This is a genomic window from Bifidobacterium erythrocebi (assembly GCF_012932675.1).
Classification (GTDB): domain Bacteria; phylum Actinomycetota; class Actinomycetes; order Actinomycetales; family Bifidobacteriaceae; genus Bifidobacterium; species Bifidobacterium erythrocebi.
On the sequence record NZ_JAAIIF010000014.1, the window covers coordinates 52,316 to 71,063 of the forward strand.

13 protein-coding genes are annotated in these 18,748 nt (G+C 62.6%); 5 read left to right on the top strand and 8 right to left on the bottom strand.

Going from position 1 to position 18,748, the window contains the following annotated elements:
- Positions 1-249 precede the first annotated feature (249 nt).
- From G1C98_RS07965 to G1C98_RS07985, 5 genes are all read left to right on the top strand, one after another.
- A complete protein-coding gene (locus G1C98_RS07965; RefSeq protein WP_240944971.1) occupies positions 250-1,836 on the top strand; it encodes a beta strand repeat-containing protein in 1,587 nt (528 codons plus the stop codon).
- A gap of 112 nt (positions 1,837-1,948) precedes the next feature.
- Complete coding sequence (locus G1C98_RS07970) at positions 1,949-2,674, top strand: hypothetical protein (RefSeq protein ID WP_169080694.1); 726 nt, start codon at positions 1,949-1,951, stop codon at positions 2,672-2,674.
- Positions 2,675-2,890: 216 nt separating this feature from the next.
- On the top strand, positions 2,891-5,422 hold the full coding sequence (locus G1C98_RS07975; protein WP_169080695.1) for a YhgE/Pip domain-containing protein: 2,532 nt from the start codon (positions 2,891-2,893) through the stop codon (positions 5,420-5,422).
- Positions 5,419-7,605: a YhgE/Pip domain-containing protein gene (locus G1C98_RS07980; protein ID WP_169080696.1), complete on the top strand. Its 2,187-nt coding sequence runs from the start codon at positions 5,419-5,421 to the stop codon at positions 7,603-7,605. Before G1C98_RS07975 ends, G1C98_RS07980 begins: the two co-directional genes overlap by 4 nt.
- A 65-nt stretch (positions 7,606-7,670) precedes the next feature.
- Positions 7,671-8,381, top strand: coding sequence for a TetR/AcrR family transcriptional regulator (locus G1C98_RS07985; RefSeq protein WP_169080697.1), 711 nt, complete (start codon positions 7,671-7,673; stop codon positions 8,379-8,381).
- Positions 8,382-8,820: 439 nt separating this feature from the next.
- Here G1C98_RS07985 and G1C98_RS07990 read toward each other — a convergent pair whose 3' ends face one another.
- From G1C98_RS07990 to G1C98_RS08025, 8 genes are all read right to left on the bottom strand, one after another.
- The gene (locus tag G1C98_RS07990) at positions 8,821-9,375 is read right to left on the bottom strand and encodes an FMN-binding protein (RefSeq protein WP_169080698.1); all 555 of its coding nucleotides are present in this window, start codon (positions 9,373-9,375) and stop codon (positions 8,821-8,823) included.
- 91 nt (positions 9,376-9,466) lie between these two features.
- Positions 9,467-10,267 carry an ABC transporter ATP-binding protein gene (locus G1C98_RS07995; protein ID WP_169080699.1) on the bottom strand — a complete coding sequence of 267 codons (801 nt, stop codon included), beginning with the start codon at positions 10,265-10,267 and terminating at the stop codon, positions 9,467-9,469.
- A gap of 54 nt (positions 10,268-10,321) precedes the next feature.
- On the bottom strand, positions 10,322-11,551 hold the full coding sequence (locus tag G1C98_RS08000) for an ABC transporter permease (RefSeq protein WP_169080740.1): 1,230 nt from the start codon (positions 11,549-11,551) through the stop codon (positions 10,322-10,324).
- Between the two features lie 158 nt (positions 11,552-11,709).
- Positions 11,710-13,044, bottom strand: a complete 1,335-nt coding sequence (locus G1C98_RS08005) for an ABC transporter permease (protein WP_169080700.1) — start codon at positions 13,042-13,044, stop codon at positions 11,710-11,712.
- Positions 13,045-13,057: 13 nt separating this feature from the next.
- Positions 13,058-14,329, bottom strand: a complete 1,272-nt coding sequence (locus tag G1C98_RS08010) for a DUF2318 domain-containing protein (RefSeq protein ID WP_169080701.1) — start codon at positions 14,327-14,329, stop codon at positions 13,058-13,060.
- A 222-nt stretch (positions 14,330-14,551) separates the two neighbouring features.
- Positions 14,552-15,208, bottom strand: a complete 657-nt coding sequence (locus G1C98_RS08015) for an iron transporter (RefSeq protein ID WP_169080702.1) — start codon at positions 15,206-15,208, stop codon at positions 14,552-14,554.
- 68 nt (positions 15,209-15,276) lie between these two features.
- Entirely contained in the window at positions 15,277-17,073 is a 1,797-nt protein-coding gene (locus G1C98_RS08020) for an FTR1 family iron permease (RefSeq protein WP_169080703.1), read from the bottom strand.
- Between the two features lie 278 nt (positions 17,074-17,351).
- Positions 17,352-18,602, bottom strand: a complete 1,251-nt coding sequence (locus G1C98_RS08025; protein ID WP_169080704.1) for an ATP-binding protein — start codon at positions 18,600-18,602, stop codon at positions 17,352-17,354.
- Positions 18,603-18,748 lie beyond the last annotated feature (146 nt).

An 18,748-nucleotide genomic window follows, 5' to 3' on the forward strand; every position in this document is an offset into this window, starting at 1 on the left:
CCCGGAGCCGAACCGGACTCCCCGCTTGCACCCCGACCGGGCACTCGCAAGCGTCATGCCGGCCGTTGGCGAACGGCAACACCGGCATTCAGCAACCATTCGGAAAAGTTCCAGACAACGCGTCGAGAGCGCCAAGTGCCATGTGAGGAACGAGGAGTGTACTGACAATCAGCAACCACACGGAAGCCGGCAACGGCAAGTCCGCGCGGCACAGGCAGGAACACCAGCCACTAGAGGAAAGACCGCACCATGAACAAGAAATCCGGTTCCGCACCGCACAGAACAGGCACCGCGAACCCAGGCGGCACGGCCATCGCCGCAGTCGCCGCCATCTCGCTGATCACAGGATTCGGCTACGGCATGGCAGGCTGCGCCTTCGCGCAGACCCTGAACCAGGGCCAGCAGCAGTCCTCGCTCGGCGCAAAGCCCTCGGGCGGCGGCAGTGCCGACACCATGAGCTACGACTACACCGGCACGTATTCCGGCGTGCTGACCGCCGACGGCAAGTCCGTCTCCTCGTCCGCCACCACCACGGCGACGAAATCCGACCAGAACGCCGCATTGGCGCGCAACGGCGGCACCCTGACCGTGACGAACGGCACACTGGTCAAGTCGGGTGATTCCGACAACGCCGACAACAACAACTTCTACGGCACGAATTCCATTTCGCTCACCGTGGGCGAGCAGTCGACCAGCGTGCTCGACAACACCACGCTGAAGGCCACCAGCTCCGGATCGAACGCCATCTTCGCCACCGATTCGGGAACCGTGCTGGCGCGCAAGCCGACCATCTCCACCACCGCGGCGAATTCGCGCGGCCTCGACGCCACCTACGGCGGCACGATCCTGGCCGGTAGCGTGAAGGCCACCACCAAGGGCGACCACAGCGCCACCCTCGCCACCGACCGCGGCGGCGGCAACATCTCCGTGAACGGCGGCACGCTGAGCACGGCCGGATCGGGTTCGCCGCTGCTCTACTCCACCGGCGACATCGAGGTGAACGGCGTGACCGGCACCGCCAGCGGATCGCAGATCGCCGGCATGGAAGGTCTCAACACCATCCTGATCAACAACTCCACACTGGAAAGCGATGTGACCGGGGCCACCGCGTCCGATCCGGTGGCCAACGGCGTGATCATCTACCAGTCCACCTCCGGCGACGCGGAATCGACCACCGGCAGCGCGGCGACCTTCCAGGCCAAGGACTCCACGCTCAAGTCCGCGATCGAATCCGGATCGATGTTCTACTTCACCAACACCAAGGCGAACGTGGTGCTGAGCAACACGACGCTGGACTTCGATTCCGATGCCGCGGCGCTCATCACCGCGGCGGGCAACGATTCGAACAACTGGGGCAGCGCCGGGTCGAACGGCGCGACGGTCACCTTCACCGGGCGCAACCAGACGCTCAAGGGCACGGTGAGCGCCGATACGATCTCGTCGGTCACGCTCAATCTGCTTGACGGCAGCGCGTGGACCGGAACCGCGAGCATCACCGACAACGCTTCGGCGGTTTCCGGCTCGGCGAGCGCGCAGCCGATCAGCGTGAACGTGGACGGCTCGTCCACCTGGACGGTGACCGGCGACACCACGGTCTCGGCGCTGAACGTCGCCGAGGGCGGCAAGGTGGTGGACGCCGACGGCAATATGGCGACGATCGTGGCGAACGGCAAGACCGTGGTGCAGGGCACCGGTTCGGTGACGGTGACCGTGACCGGCAGCTACGGCACCAGCGTCGATGGCGATGCCGATGGCACCACGCTGACGGACGATCTCATCGACCGCAGCGACTACGACAGCACCTTCGACACCTCCAGCTCGTGGAGCATGAGCTGAGCGCGAGCCGACTTCGCACATGCCTCGGCCGCATCACCGATATTCGCCTCATCCAATAACCCGCAACCCACACAATTCACAACCCCAACAGGTCTTAAGGAAAGGACCCATCATGACCAACACTAACCCGTTCCTTCAGAACACGAACGCCGCAGACGAATCCGGCAACGGTAAGCACCGCGGCGAGCCGGAAACCCTCATCACGCCGCAGCATGAGATGTACCGCCAGCAGGAACAGGCGGCGCAGGGCGCACGAACCGCGCAACCCACACAGACGGCGCAGCCCGCACAGTCCGCACAGGCAAGGCAGAACGCGCAGTACGCCAACGCCTTCGCCGTGAACGGCAGGCCACAGCAGGGCAACGCACAGTATGCCGCAAACACGAACCCCGCCGGAGCTACGGCCAAGGCGGCGAGCGCGACCGCCGGCAGATTCAGCGGCAAGATGATCGCCGTGCTGGTGGGCGTGAGCCTCGCCTTCGGCGTGCTCGGCGGCTTCGGCGGCGGCGTGGCCTACGGCATGATCGCCAAGTCCGGCTCCTCCTCCAGCCAGCAGCAGGGCATGCAGGCTCCCGGCGGTCAGCAGGGTCAGAGCAACCAAGGCGGCCAGAGCGGTTCCGGCAGCTCCAACGGCATGCCGGGCGAACCGCCGAGCGGTGGACAGGGCGGCCAGAACAGCCAGGGAGGTTCGAACGGTTCGTCCGAGTCCAATGGATCAGGCAGCTCCAGCAACTCCGGCAGTTCCAACAGCTCCAATAGCTCAAGCGATTCGGGCTCCAGCTCCTCCGGCAGCTCCTGGAGCTCCCAGGGAACCGGCAGCGGCACGGACATCGCCTGATCCGCCGACCCCGGCATAACGAGGCCCGATCCCGTTCTCGTCTCCTTCCCATACATCCCCATTCATGCGCGTCGACGCACCACCACAACCAACGGCGGTGCGCCGACTCGTATTACCGGGGTTCTGGGGACGGGGTGCTGTACGCTACTTGGTGCGTAGCGCTACGTGTTGCGTAGCGCACAGTCAGGCAGCGATTCACACACTTCAAGGAGACCGATGGGCAACGTACTCGCGATACTCGCACGCGATTTCAAACGCTTGCTGAAGGTGCCGTCCGCATGGGTGGTGGCGATAGGCCTCGTGCTCATCCCGCCCATGTACGCATGGTTCAACATCCGCGGGTTCTGGAACCCCTACCACAACACCAAAGGCGTGGAAGTGACGGTGGTGAACAACGATCAGGGCACCACCAACAAGCTCATCGGCAAGGCCAACCTCGGCAGCCAAATCGTCACGCAGCTGAAGGCCAACGACCAGCTCGGCTGGAACTTCGCCGACGAACAGGAAGGCATGGACCGCGTCCGCTCCGGCAAGTCATACGCCACCATCGTCATTCCCAAGACCTTCTCCAAGGATCTGGTCGACACCATCACCGGCACCGGCAACCGTCCCGAACTCAAGTACTACGTCAACGAAAAAGTCAGCGCCATCGCGCCGAAGATCACCGACACCGGCGCAGGCACCGTAGACACCCAAGTGAACAGCACCTTCGTCTCGACCGTAAGCGAAGTGCTTTCCGACGCCCTGAACACCCTCAACGGCACCATCTCCACCACAGCCGGCACCATGCAGACGAACACCGTGCGCTCGCTGGACGAGGCGCAAAGCACCATCTCGTCGGCACGCGGCAAACTCGCCACGATCATCAGCACCATGGACTCCACGCCCGCCAAGACGAAGGCCGCACGCCAATCGCTGGCCAGCCTGCAGCAGGCCGCCGTCGACGCAGGCAACAGCCTGACCGCCACCTCCACGCTCATCACCACGGCCCAGAACGGGCTGAACGACTTCGCCGCCACCACCTCCAGCGGGCTCGACCAGGGCACCGCCCTGCTCACCCAGACCATGCAGGAGACCACCGGCACCATCAACACCGTCACCGCCGGCCTGTCCAAAGCCAACACCACCGCCGGCAACGCGGTCACCACCCTGCAGAACGCGAACGCCAACACCGCCTCCGTGCTGGATACGCTGAGCAACCTGCCCGTCAGCACTCCTGAGCTGAAAGCCGCCATCGCACAGCTCAAGGCCAGCAACGAGAACGCCGCCGAAACGTTGCGCGGCATTCAGGCCCTGAACACCAGCACCGGCAAAAGCATCACCGCCGTCTCCGACCTGGCGACGAGCGTGAACAACGCCGCACAGCAATCGTTGACCGCCACCAGCACCGCCCGCTCGGCAATCACCTCGGGAGCGCTGCCGCAGCTCAACAGCGGACTCGGCTCCCTGGCCGGCGCCGCAGGAACGCTCGGCGGCGGACTGAGCAACCAGACCGCGCTGGCCAGCCAGACCGACGTGGTGCTCGACCAGCTCGACAAGGCCAGCACCGACACCGCGGCCGCACTGCGCACCACCGACAAGGCCCTGGCCAAGCTCGGCACCAAGCTCGGCACCATCGCCACGGATATCAACGCCCTGAGCATCTCGTCCGCACTGAGCTCCATGCTCGGCTCCGACGGCGAACTCGACACCAAGCGCATCGCCTCGTTCATGCTCTCCCCCACCGTGCTCGACACCACCGTGCTCTACCCCGTGAACTCCTACGGCTCGGGCATGGCGCCGCTGTTCACCAACATGGCGCTGTGGGTGGGCGCGTTCGCGCTTGTGGTGATCTTCAAAACCGAATCCGACAGCGAAGGCATCACCGCCATGACCGCCACGCAAGGCTATATGGGCCGGTTCCTGTTCCTCGCCGTATTCGCCGCGCTGCAGGGCCTGGCCGCCACCATAGGCGACTTGCTGCTCGGCGTGCAGACCGTCAACGCCCCGATGTTCATACTGACCGGCGTGCTGACCTCGCTGGTGGACCTGTCGCTCATCTTCGCGCTGTCCACCGCGTTCCTGCACGTGGGCAAGGGCATCTGCGTCGCGCTCATCATGCTGCAGATCCCCGGTGCCTCAGGCCTCTACCCCATCGAGATGATGCCGGACTTCTTCCGCACGCTCTACCCGTTCTTCCCGTTCAACTACTCGATCAAGGCGTTCCGCGAAACCATCGGCGGCTTCTACGACGGCCACTGGGCGCACAACATCGTCTACCTGCTGCTGTTCACCATCATCGGATTCGTCATCGGACTCGTCGTCCGCCCGCTCATGGCCAACACCAACCGCATGTTCGCCCGGCAGATCCGCGAAAGCGACATGATCGTAGGCGAGGACGTGCACCTGCCCGGAACCGAATACCGCATCTCCAACGTGCTGCAGGCGCTGACGAACCACAGCGGCTACAAGGCGTCCATCGAACGCCGGGCCGCACGCTTCGAAGCGCTCTACCCCAAGCTCAAGCGCGGCGCGCTCATCGTCGGACTGGTGGTGCCGATCATACTGGCGGTCACCTTCTCGCTGACGACCAACACGAAGCTTGAAGCGCTGCTCGCCTGGGTCATCTGGGTCCTGCTCATCATCGGATTCCTGCTGACCATCGAATTCATGCGAGATAACCTGCGCAGACAGCGCGAACTCGGCAATCTCGACGACACCGCAATCCGCGACACGCTCGCGGCACGCAACAGGAGGCACGCCCAATGAGAACGATCCTCAAACTGTTCGTAGGCGACGTACGACGCCTGACCAGCAACATCGTCTCCATCATCATCGTGATCGGCCTGACGGCGATCCCGGGACTGTTCACCTGGTTCAACATCGCGGCGAGCTGGGACCCGTTCTCCAACATGAAGAACCTGAAATTCGCCGTCGCCAGCACCGACAAAGGCTACCGTTCCGACCTCATCCCCATGAAGATCACCGTGGGCGATCAGGTCGTGAACGCCCTGCGCGCCAACACCGAACTCGACTGGACCTTCACGAACGAGCACGACGCCATCGAAGGCACCAAATCGGGCAAATACTATGCGGCCATCGTGATTCCGAAGAACTTCAGCACAACCATGATGACGTTCTTCTCCTCCGACGTGGCCAACGTGAAGATCCGCTACTACACCAATGAGAAAACGAACGCGCTGACCCCGAACCTCACCAACCAGGGCGCCACCCAGGTGAGCACGCAGGTCAACCAGATGTTCGTCACCACGCTGACCAGCACGGCGCTGTCGATCGCCTCGCAGCTGTCCGACGAACTGTCGTCGCCGAAAGCGACCACCGCGCTGAACAACTTCACCGCGAACGTCAGTGACCTGGCCACCACGCTGAAGGACTCCTCCAGCACCATCAGCGACTTCAGCGCGCTCACCACATCCGCCTCCACACTGCTGAACAGCTCCTCCGCGCTGCTCAAGAACATCTCGAAAACCGGCAGCGAGGCTGGAGAACAGCTGCAATCCGCCAAACAAGGCGCGACCGACCTGGCCGGCTCGCTGGGCGCCGGCACCACCGCGCTGGCGAACGCACTGACCAGCAGCGCCGCGAGCTACGGTGCCGTGGCGGATTCGGCAAGCAAACTGGCGACCGACGCGGGCAAGCAGATGGACGACACCGCGCAACTGCTCACCACCGAAGCCAAGCATGTGAGCGAACAGGCGGCGCAATACCAGACCATCCGCAACACCCTCGCCGCACTGGAACCGCAGATCCCTGCAGCCAGCAAGCCGACGTTCGACGCGATGCTCGGTCAGCTCGACTCGGCGATCACCATGCAGAACAATCTCGCCACGAGCCTGAAGCAAGCCTCCGCCGACGTGACCGCGAAGAAGAACACCGCCAGCGCCAACGGCAAGCAAATCACATCCCTTGCCGCACAGGCGCAGCAGGCCATAAGCGGCATCTCCACCGACTTCGCCACGACCATCAAACCGCAGCTCAACACCATCTCGCAGTCGATCACCAACGCCACCAGCGCACTGACCGCTGGCAAGACGACCCTGCAGAACGCCGTGGGCAGCGTGGACGACACCACCGCGAAGGCGCAGAGCACGCTGGCCGACGTGAAGGAATCGCTCGACAAGACCGCGTCCAAGCTCGCCGCGACCGGAACCAAGCTCACCGAATTCACCACCAAGCTCGACGACGCGCTACACAGCTCCGACCTGGACGAGATCAAGAAGGTGCTGGGCACCGATGCGGACACGCTGGCCGCCACAATCGCCGCGCCGGTACAGCTCAAGCGCACCGCCGTGTTCCCCGTCGCCGAATTCGGCTCGGCGCTCGCCCCGTTGTACGTGATCATCCCGCTGTGGGTGGGCGCACTGCTCATGGGTGTGACGCTGAAAACCACGGTTTCGCGCCGCACCCGCAAGGCGCTGGGCGATCCGAAACCCCACCAGCTGTTCCTCGGCCATTACGGCGTATTCGCGCTGATCTCGCTGCTGCAAAGCACGTTCTCGTCGGGCGGTTCGCTGCTGTTCATGCACGTGCAGGCCGTGCACCCCTGGCTGTTCATGCTCACCAGCTGGGTGAGCTCGCTGGTGTTCTCGTTCTTCGTGTACACCATGGTGGTCAGCTTCGGCAACGTGGGCAAGGCCATAGGCGTGCTCATGCTGATCATGCAGATCTCCGGATCGAACGCCGCCTACCCGTTGCAGATGCTGCCATCGTGGCTGAGCTCGATCAGCCCGTTCCTGCCGGCCACGCACGCGGTGACCGCACTGCGCGCCGCGATCGCGGGCATCTACGACATGGATTATTGGAAGGCCCTGGGGGCACTGCTGCTGTTCATTCTGCCACTGCTGCTAATCGGACTGCTACTGCGCAAGCCGTTGATCACGTTCAACCAGTGGTACGTCGCGAACATGGAAAGCACCAAGCTGATCGCGTGACCGTGTGGAACCGGCTGAGCGCAATGAGCGTGCAATGAGAGAGTGCGCAATGAGAGAAGGACATCATGACCATCACCACGAAGCTGGCCGGAGCAGCCAGCGCACGTGCGGCACGGATGCGTGAGGCGACCGACCGCAAAATCGTGCAGGCGACGCTGCAGATCGCCACGTCGCGCGGCATCGGGGCGGTGACCATCGAAGAGGTGGCCAGACGTTCCGGCGTGGCGAAAACCACGATCTACCGCCGTTACCGCAATACCGGCGATCTGCTACGCAAGATCCAGATCGAGACGAGCGGCACGTTCGAGACGGATGACATCGAGCCCACGCGCGACGGTCTGCATCGTCTGCTGGAACGCGTGATGACGGCGTTCAACGGGGAGATCGGGCTCAAAGCCGTCGGTCTGGCGCTGAGTTCGGACAACGACTACGTGAAGGGACTGGCCGGGCAGGTGATCATGCCTGCGGAACAGCGCTTCAACGATTTCCTGCGACGTGGCGAGACGGCGGGAATCTTCCGGCAAGGACTCGATACGAGGTTCCTGTTCAGCACGGTGCTCGGGTCCATGCTGGCGTACAAGGCGATGCAGGAGCGGCTGGGCGCGGCCGATGCGAACGGCGGCGACAACAAGGCCGAGACCGGTACCGCCGGAGCCAAAACCGACGCCGACGCCGCTAGCGAAGCCGACGCAACCGGCCATGCGGGCAGCGCTAGCAGCACCGGAACATGGGCCGACCACATGACGAACCTGCTCTGGCCCGCCCTGGCCGCCTAGACTCCCCGTATTCCATACAGCCGGTATAGCCCGGCGGATGACGTGTTCGACACACTCAAGGAGCAATTGCGCTGCCGGAAGACGTTCCAGCGTGGCCAGATGGGGAAGCCTTCCTAACCTGGCTACGATGCAGCCTCCCTCGGCGTAGCCAAACGTGTGCAGCATCCCGATCCTGCCACGCTTATGCCATCCCAACGGTGCCATTCGCCGATATCATCCGGCTCTTGCTACGCCTAACCGCTCGTAGCGTAGCCATCACTGGGCATCATCCGCACTTGCCCACACCTACGCACCCTTCTGCGTGGCCATTCCCGGACGGTCCACACATTTAGCCACGCCTAGCTGTGCAGGCTTCCGTATTCTGCCGTTTATGGCAGGTATAGGCCGGCGGATGGCGTGTTCGGCATACTCAAGGAGCTGCGCTGCGACGGGTGGCTCGTCAGGAATCGGAAGGAAACGAGGCCTCCTGCCTCGCCACCTCCAGGGCCTTGTTGAACGCTTCGGATGTCCAGCTGGCACCGGCCACCTTGTCGACCTTCAGGCCTTTGAGTGGCTTGCCGTCCACCACGCCGTTGATGGCGTTGGCGAATTCGGTTTGATGCTTCTTGGAGATCGAGGTGAACGGGTGCCCGACGATATCCACCTTCTCGACGTTCCCCTGTTTCACGGTGAGTTTCACGTCGATGGTGTCCTCACCCACCGGCCCGTACTGACCGTTGATCTTGTAGGTGCCGTCGGCGTAGTTGCCGGTGTCCTTCTTATCGGATGTTGTGGAGTTCGGATCGTCGGCATGGTTCTTGACGGTATCATCGGACGAATCGGACGAATCGGAATTCTTCTTCGACTCCTCCTCCTGCGATTGCACGCTTTCGCCGGAATTGCCGGCGTATTCGTCATCCATCGGCGTGGCCTTGGGCTCGCCGCACGCGGTGAGCAGCACAAGACCCGCCGCGGTCAGCGCGACCGCCTTGACCGCGTCCTGTTTGCTGGGCATATGGTTTTCCTTTCCGCTTTCCGTATTTCCGCACAGCCTGATGCCGGCACGACCATCAAATCGCGCTCACTACATCCGCCGTGCACTGCCGCTACTTCTCGGAGCCGCCTGTTTTGGCGGATTTGGTCGGATCGGCGAAGTCGATGGCCGTCTCGCCATGCTGCGCGCCTTCAGCCACAGAACCGGTGAACGCCGGCTTGCCGCCAGCCGCCTCGTACGCCTTGCGCGCCTCCTCATCGTTCCACTTCTCCCCCACGAGCACACCGTGGTTGAGCATGATCTCACGCTCCGCACAGCTGGCGACCAGCGCATCATGCGTCACCACGATGATCGTCGTGCCCTGCTCGTGCAGCTGGCGGAACAGGTCGAGTACGATCTTCTCGTTCTTCTCGTCCAGATTGCCGGTGGGTTCGTCGGCCAGAATGATCTTCGGGCAGTTGATCAGCGCACGCGCGATGCACACACGCTGCTGCTCGCCGCCGGACAGCTGGCTGGGCAGGTGGTGCGCGCGGTCCTTCAATCCCACGCGTTCCAAGGCTTCCAGCGCCTGCCGCTCGTCGACCACGGAATGGTAGTACTGCGCCACCATCACGTTCTCCACGGCCGTCAGGTGCGGCACTAGATAGAACTTCTGGAACACCAGGCCGATCATGTTCTTGCGCACGTCAGCCAGCTGCTTGGCGTTCAGGTCCTCCAGCTTGCGGCCTTCCAGCTTCACGGAGCCCTTGGAGGGGGTGTCCATGCAGCCGATCATGTTCATGAGCGTGGTCTTGCCGGAGCCGGACGAGCCGACGATGGCGAGCCACTGGCCTTGCGGCACGGTGAGGTTGAGGTCGTCCACGGCATGCAGTTCGCCGTAGATCTTGCAGATATGGTCAAGTTCAAGCAGCATTGGCGTTCCTTATACGTTCGTTGATATATGCGTTTTCGGTTTGGCGACGGGCGATCATTCCTCGCGGAGCACGACGGCCGGGTCGATGCGCGTGGCGCGGCGGACGGGCGGCACGGAGGCGAGCACGGCAAGCAGCACGCTGAGCACGAGCGAGGCCAGTCCGAGCGGCCAGTTGAATCCGATGGCTCGGTCGAACACCGTCTGGCACAGCACGCGCGCCAGCAGGTAGCCGAGCGCGGTGCCGATCAGGCCGCCGACCAGGCCGTAGATGGCGGATTCCACGTAGAATTCGGTGCCGATGGCGTGCGCGGATGCGCCGAGCGCCTTGCGCAGGCCGATCTCGTTGCGGCGCTGCGAGACGATCGAGCTGATCGTGGTGCCCACGCCGACCAGGGTGAGCACCAGAACCACCAGCGACACGATCCAGAACAACGTCTGCAGCATGGCGATGATGCGCGTATCGGATGAGGTGATCTTGGTGACCGTCTGCGCCTTCACGCCGGTGTTCGGGTTGGCGTTCAGGGATTTCACGATGGCATCGAGGTCGGAGCCGACGGCGTTGACGGAGTATTCGATGACGTCCGCGCCGCGCTTGGAACCAGCGAGCTTGGCCACATCGGCGTTGACGGCGTAGACGATCTCGTCCTCGTTGCCGCCGGTGTCAACGATGCCGGCCACGCGGAATTCGGTGCCGGAGGTCTCCATGATGCTGGACGAGACGCGGCCGTCCTGTTTGACCTCGCTTTCGGTCTTTCCCAGCGCGCCCGAAGCGGACGATGCGCCGCCGTTGTCGGAGGCGCGGTAGCCGATGGTGATGCGCAAGCCGATCCTCACGCCGAGCGCGTCGGCCACGTCGCGCCCGAGCATCACATTGCCCGCGCTCGGCCAGTCGCCGGTGACGTTCCAGTGACGGTTAAGCGCCTTCACATCCGCGGTGGTGATGCCGGCCAGTGTGTAAGGGGCGGAATTGATGCGCACGCTTTCGTAGCGGTATGCGGCGGTTTTCGCACCGTATTCGCCGGAGACCAACGCGGTGACGTTCCTGGCGTCGGCGCTGTCGATGCCGTTGGATTTGCTGCCGGATTCGCGCGGGGTGACGATGAGGTTCGCACCGTATGCGCGCATCTCCTCGTTCATCTGCTGCGGCACCGCGATGCAGACCGCGGCAAGACAGAACAGCGTGGCGGCACCGACGAGCACGGCGATCACCGCCATAATCGCGCGGGAACGACGGCGGAACACCGCACCCCACAGCATGGTGGCGAACATCTTCCGATTGGTCATCGTCGCGCTCTTCGCCGAAGCCTTCGGCTCGGCACCGTTACCGGATTTCCCTGATTGACGATCAGCGACCATGAAGCACCTCCGCGGACGAACAGTCCAGTGGACTGTTCGTGATTGAGGCCGCAGCTGCGGCCGAATGTACCGGACCTCCCACCAACTCACCTTCCATGAAGCACCTCCGCAGGTTTAAGCCCAAGAATCGAACGAATGGACGAGAACGACGCCAGCAATATGGTGATGGCAAGCAGCACGAACACCAGCACGAACACCATGGGCCGCATCGTGATGCCCGAACCGAACACCACATGTCCCACGATCTGCGCCATGCCGGATCCGAGCAGCGCACCCACCACGGCACCGACCAGCGAGATCACCGCGGTCTCAGCCAGCATCAGACGCGATACGGCACCGTCGGTCGCGCCGATGGCCTTGAGCAGCGCGAGCTCGGCACCGCGCTCGCCGATCGCCGAAGCCATCAGGTTCGCCACGGCGATCGCCGCCGCGATCAGCGACAGCACAGTCATCAGCACCATCACCGCCTGCGTCTTCTGCAACACGTCACCTTGCAGTGCGGCCACCTGGCGGACCTGCTTGGCCACCGCGCCCGGAATCACCTCTTCGATCTGGTAGGCGATCGAGCTTGGGTATGCGGTGCAATACCAGGTTTCCCACTCGTCCTGGGTGAGCGCGGCGGGGTTCTTGGAGGCTTTGCGCGCCAGGTCGTTGTCCGGCGTGGTGAGCGCCTTGACCTCGATCCTGTCGATGGAATCCGGCAGGTCGGCAAGCCGCTGTGCCGCCGAGGAGGGGATGTACATGCCGTTGTCGTCGGAGTCGCCGGACTCGTAGATGCCGGTGATATGCACCTTCTGCTTGGTGCGCTGGCCGGATGCGGTGGTCTTGTTCAGCGTGACCGTGCCGCCGACCCGCACGCCCAGCTTGTCGGCGAGCGTCTTGCCGATCATGCCCTGCGAGCTGTCGTCCTTGGGCCAGGAGCCGTCGATCTTCCACCAGGAGCGCATGCCGTTCATGCCGGCCACGGTGGATTCGCCGGAGTCCATGTGCAGGGTCTTGGCGAACCATGTGCCCACGACCGGCACGTTCGCGGCCTTGCAGGAGCCCGATGCCGAGCCGGAGCAATCGATGTCGGCGTGGATGTTGAGTTCCGGCGCGAAGTTCGTGATGTTGAACGCCCAGAAGATCGTCTTGATTTTGGGTGCGTCCGATTCCTTGAGGAAGGTGGTCGAATCGGTGGCGTCGGACTGCGTGGAATCGCCGGTGTTGTACAGGTCGTTCACCACTGCGTCGGCCTTGGGCTGCACCACGATGTTCGACCCGTAGGTGGAGAGTTCGGCGTTGAGCTTGTCACCCACGTCGAACACCACGCCGAGCATGGCCACGCTCACCGCGGCCGACAGACAGACGGTGACGGCGATCAGCAGACGGCGCTTGAACTGCCTGCTGAACGACCGCATGATCATTCGTATGAAGAACATGTTGGCTCCTCACTCACTGGAAGTGCGCCGACAATGCGTCGAGCACGGAGGTCTGGATGACGATTTTGCCGGGTTTGACCTGGTAGTCGAAGGGGATGGGGTTGCAGCCGCCCTTGAAGCCGATGGTGGCGAGGTTGATGGCCACGTCGCATTTCTTGCAGATGATCTTGCCGTCCTTCTCGTAGTAGCCGGCGTCGCCGCAGTTCTCGCAGGCGTCGAGGCCGATGCCGTACGCGCCGCCGTTCTTCTTGATGATGATGAACCGCATGACGGTGCCGTCCTTGGCCTTGTACTGGAAGCGGTGCAGGTGGCCGTCGGACACCTGGGCGAAGGTGATGGTGGCGACGCCGTCCTTGAGGGAATACTGTTCGGGGGGCGACAGCGTGACGGTTTTCTGCGTCTGCGCCACACCGTAGGTGAGGGCCACGGTCACGCCGATGATGGCGACCAGACTCCATGCGCCGGCGGCCTTCGCACGGCGGCCGAACGCGACGTGGGCACGCACGATGGCCTCGTTGTCGCCGGTCTTCGCGGTGGTGAAGCCCTTGACGATGGAGGCGACGGCGGGGATGAGGAACACCACCGCCATGGCGATGACCATGGTGCGCTGGTGGTTGATGCTCCACACGAGCAGCAGGAACAGTTCGGTGGGAAAGCTCACGATGCGCTTGGATTGGAGGATCTGCGCGAGATCGGTGAAGTGCGTGGCGAACAGCAGCGCGACCTGCAGGAGCGCGGCGAGGGTGAACGACCAGTGCGGCGTGGTGGAGCGCATGGTGCGGAAGATGCATGCGGCCACGATGGCGGTGGCGGCGCCGAGCGCGAAGCCCAGGGCGCGCAGCAGCATGGCGGAGGTGAAGACCGGATCGCCCGGTTCTACGAAGATGGTGAGTCGGAGGATGACGTCGGGCAGGGCGCGGAAGGTGGTGGCTGCGATGGCGAACGCCGCGACGGCGTTGGCGATGTTGAGCCGCGCGGGGTGCTCGTGCCAGTTTCCGGTGGTCGCGCGTGCGCGCAGGATGATGACGAATGCCGCGATGTCGAGGACGACGCAGCACCATAGCGTCGGATAGTTGATGAAGGTGCGCTGGTTGATCACCGCGGTGGCGCGCAGTGCGGCGAAGACGACCGCGCCCACGAAACCGACGATGAGGCCGGCGAGCCGCCAATATCGGCTCGTCGGCTTGTCCCGTCCCTCGCCCACGGTGAGCATGACGCTCAGCGTCATGACCAGCAACGCCGGCGCCAACGTTCCTTGAAGCACCGTCACATACTGCAGCAGCATCGTTCCTCTTATCTATTCGTTGTTCCAACCCAACACAAAGCCCACGCCCACGCTCCCAAAGGCCCGCATATCAACGCTCCCCAGAAAACGCCAGAGGCGGTTTCCCTATGTGATGCTCGACCGTAGGCTTGGCCGAACGGCCTTGAGTGTGTCGAGCATCACATAGGGAAACCGCAACAGGGTTACATCCTTCTCAACAAGAGCGGCAGATATACCCTTCTCTCACCATTCCTGCGGCGTGTAGTTCCAATCCGGGAAGGTGACTTCGATCGGCTCGGTCCAGAAGCGGCCCTTGACGCCGGTTTCCGGATCGACGTGGAGCATCCAGCCCTTCTTCTCCGGGGATTCGATCTTCAGCACGAGCTTGTAGGCGCCGGCCTTGTCGAGCTTGACGTTGGCACCGTAGTGCGGGCCGTCGGAGGCGTTCATCTGCATGAAGGTGCCGGAGCCGACGGACTTGTTGGTGGTCTTGTCGATGATGTCGTAGTTGACGGTGAGGTCGGGGATGAAGTCGCCCTTGCCGTAGCCGAGTTCGGTGCCCTTCTTGTTGGCGTGGATGTCGGCTTCGAGGTGGAAGCTTGCGTCGGCGGCCTTGAGACCCATGCCGGACGGTTCCATGTCGATGGGCTGGAAGTATACGGCGTTGACGGTCAGCGGGCCGACTTCCTGGTCGGAGTGCTTCTCGTCGACCTGGATCTCTTCGAAGCCCTTGGAGTCGCTGGCGGAGGAGTCGTCCTTGGTTTCGGTGGTCTTGGAGGTCGTGTCGCCGCTCTTGGCGTTGGATGCGGAGTTGTTGGAGCTGCCGCATGCGGACATGGAGACGGCCATGGTGCCGGCCAGCAGGATGCCGAGCAGTGCGGCGATCTTCTTGTTCTTCATTGTTTCTCTTTCTTTGTGTTGGGTTTTCCGTTGGAAATGGTGGAAATCTTGGGTGTGCCGCGCTAGGTTCAGGCGGAGGCCGAGGCTTGCTCGGCCTTCCGGCGCAGTGCACGTTTGCGTGCGAAGCCGATGACGAACAGTGCGATCACCGCTATGGCGGCGATGGCCTGGGCGGCGAGGCATTCGACGTACGGATACAGGCCGATCCAGTCGTTGGTGGGCACGGTGCTCAGGTAGTGGCCGTCGATAAGGTCGCCTTCGATGAGCGCGTGGATGCCGCCGCCGGCGAAGATGACCACGAGTACGGCCATCAGGATCGAGGTGACGAGGAAGAACGGCCCGATGGGAATCTTCACGGAGGTGAAGCGCAGGATAAGGAAGATGACGAGCAGCACCACGGCCGCGGCGATGCCGCCGATCCACATGCCTTGCGCGTCCTGGCTCATGGAGTAGATGGATTCGTAGAAGATCACGGTTTCGGCGCCTTCGCGGAATACGGCGAGGAAGCTCAGCATGGCGAGCGAGACGACCATGCCCAGGCTCACGCCTTCGCCGGCTTCGATCTTGCTTTGCGCGTTGGCCACGGCGGTTTCGGTCTTAGTGCGGATGTAGCGGTTCCATGCTTCCACGGAACTCTTGTTGAGCATCCAGTTGCTGGTCCACAGCAGCATGAGCATGGCGATGAGCGCGCACACGCCTTCGGAGATCTCCTGAATCGGGCCGGAGCCGCCGAACAGGAAGGTGAAGAGCACGGCGATCAGCCCAGAGCCGGCGAGGCCGACGAGCACGCCGAGGTAGATCCACTTGGTGAAACGCTGGTTGCCGGACTTGACGAGGTAGGCGATCACGGCGGCCACGACGAGCAGCGCTTCGAGGCCTTCGCGGATGAGCACGAGGAACGCCTGGCCGATGGAGCTGGTGATGAACTTGGTGAAGCCGTTCACGCCGCTGGCCGCGCCGCCGTCGAGGGTGGCGGCGTCTTCGACGAGCCAGCCTTTGAGGTCGTCGACGAGTTTCTTGATCTGCTTCTGGCTTCCGCCGTCGCGCATGGTCTTGCGGGTCATCTTGAACTGGTATTCGACCTGCGAGACGCGGTCGCCGGAAATCGCGTTCATCACGTTCTTTTCGAAGCCGAGCTTTTCGTAGTACTGGTAGTACGCGTTGTTGACGAGGCTGGAGCCTTTGTCGCCGTTGCCGGAGACTGCGGCCTGGTATGCCTTGTCGAGGATGACGTTCATTTCCTTGGCCACGTCGCTCCACGTGCGGTCGCCTTTGCCTTTGGAGGAGTTCTTCTTGGCGGCGTCGAGCTTCTTGCGTTCCTTGGCGGTCTGCGCGTCACGCTGCTTGGCGTAGTCGCGCGGCTTGGCGAGGCCGGTGTTCGCGTCGAGGGTCTGCGCGGTGGCGGTGAGGTCGGAGGAAAGCGCCGCGACCTTGGCGGTGATGGTGTCGCCGTTGTTCTGCTGGTAGGCGAGGTTTTCGAGGTCGGTGAATTCCTGGAGGAGCGCGCTTTGCTTGTCGGCGCCGATGGTGTCGTTGACGACTTTGGAGAAGTTGGAGGCGTCGTAGCCCATCCAATGCGCGTTCTGGAAGTCGGTGCCGGCCTGGTAGGCGTTGCCGGACTTGTAGTCCTTCTCGCCTTGGTTCAGCTGCTTGACGATGTCTTCGGCGGCGGCGCTCCATGTGTCGAAGTCGGTGTGGCTGGAGTCGGCCGCGTAGGCGGTCTGGAACGGTGCGGTCAGCGCGAATACGGTGGCGAGCGTCACCAGCATCGCCATGACGAGGGCGACGAGCTTTGCGGATACGCTGCCGGCACGACAGTCGGTTTCTTTGCTCTGTACGCACTCGCTCGTAGCGCGGGATGGCATGACCTCGTTCCTCTCTCTCGTCTCTGTTGCCGATGCGCCTCCATTGCCGTACGCGTGGTGCGCACCGTTGAACAACGTAAAGCGAAAGATTGCGGAAGAACAGTCTTGATTTTTGGACAGGTTTGTTGTAGCCACCTTGAAAATGGCGGAATTTCGCCGTTTCTATTTTTTCGCGTTTCGGCGTGTCATCTCATATCGTGGCTACATGTCAGGCTGATTTGCTGAAGGAAACGCCGTGCGAGACGGCCGGTGTCTCTCCCCCAGCAACCAGCCGGCCGTCACTCCCCCAGCAGCCAGTCGATGGCGTTGACGATGCGGATCCCCTTCTCGGTGATTCCCGCGCTGAACCGATCAAGCGTGATCACCATGCGAGGGAACGCGTCGGTCAGTTGTTCCAAAGGGCGAAGCTCCCGTTGCCTCGTCTGTTCCTCAAGCATGCTGAGCGTCACTTGGACGTACAGTCTGTCGCCCCCTCGCCGAGCCACGAAGTCGATTTCCAGATTGTTGAACGTACCCACGGTAACCATGTAGCCACGCATCAGAAGTTCGCGGAATATCACGCATTCCAGCTGGGCACCGAGGTCGGCGCCGGTGAAGCCTGTCATGAGATTCCTGAAGCCGGTGTCGGCCGGATAGAACTTCCGCTTCGGCCTGAGCAGAGCCTTTCCCTGCAATCCGGTCTGTTCCGCGCTGTACAGCAGGTATGCCTGGCTGATGGCCCCGACTATGTTGTCGACGGTCGTTGTGGTTACCTTGGTGCCCATGCTGGTCAGGGTGTTGGCGATCTTGCGCGACGAGAACAGCGTTCCCGACGTGGAGCACAGATAGCGCCCAACATGCTCCAGCATGGTCAGGTCGCGTATTTCGAACCGTTGCGCAACGTCCTTGAACAGGATCGATTGGTAGATGCCCCGCAACTCGTTGGCAAGGCTTCGATCGCTGCGGTCGCGCAATGCGAACAGCCCCGGCATGCCGCCGAAACGGAGATAGTCGCTGAAGCGCGTCTCCTGGTCGTCCGTTTCCGTTTTCAATGCGGGAAACGTGAGGTATTCGCCGAACGACAATGGGTATATGGGGATCTCGTAATACCGGCCGGTCAGCTGTGTGGCCAGTTCGCCGGAGAGGACGCGCGCGTTCGAACCGGTGATGTACACGTCGGTTTTCGGGCGTGTATGCAGGCGGCGGATCACATTCTCCCAGCCTTCGACATCCTGGATCTCGTCGAGGAAGACATGGAACCATTCGTTCTGGTTGGAGGCTTGGATGGCGTCGTCGATCTCCTGGGCGAGGTCCTTCGCCGAATAATCCAGGGGAACGTCATAGTCATCGAGCCGTTTGAACAGTATGTTGCGTGGATCGACGCCCTGCTGCTCGATCAAGGACTCGGCGAACATGCTGAGGATCGAGGACTTGCCGCAGCGCCGGATGCCTACCAGCACCTTGATATCCGGGGTGTGAAACTGTGCACGCAACTGGTCGAGATAGTGGGAACGCTGCACCAGCTCCACACCCGTCGAATCCTTCACCATGGCCGAACCACCCCCGAAAAAAATGTTAACTATACTTTACATTTTATGTTCTCAAACCCAAAATGTAAAACATACTTGACATTTTTGGTTTTCAGAACGGGAATGTAAAACATACTTCACATTGTTATGTTTTGAGGTGGGAATGT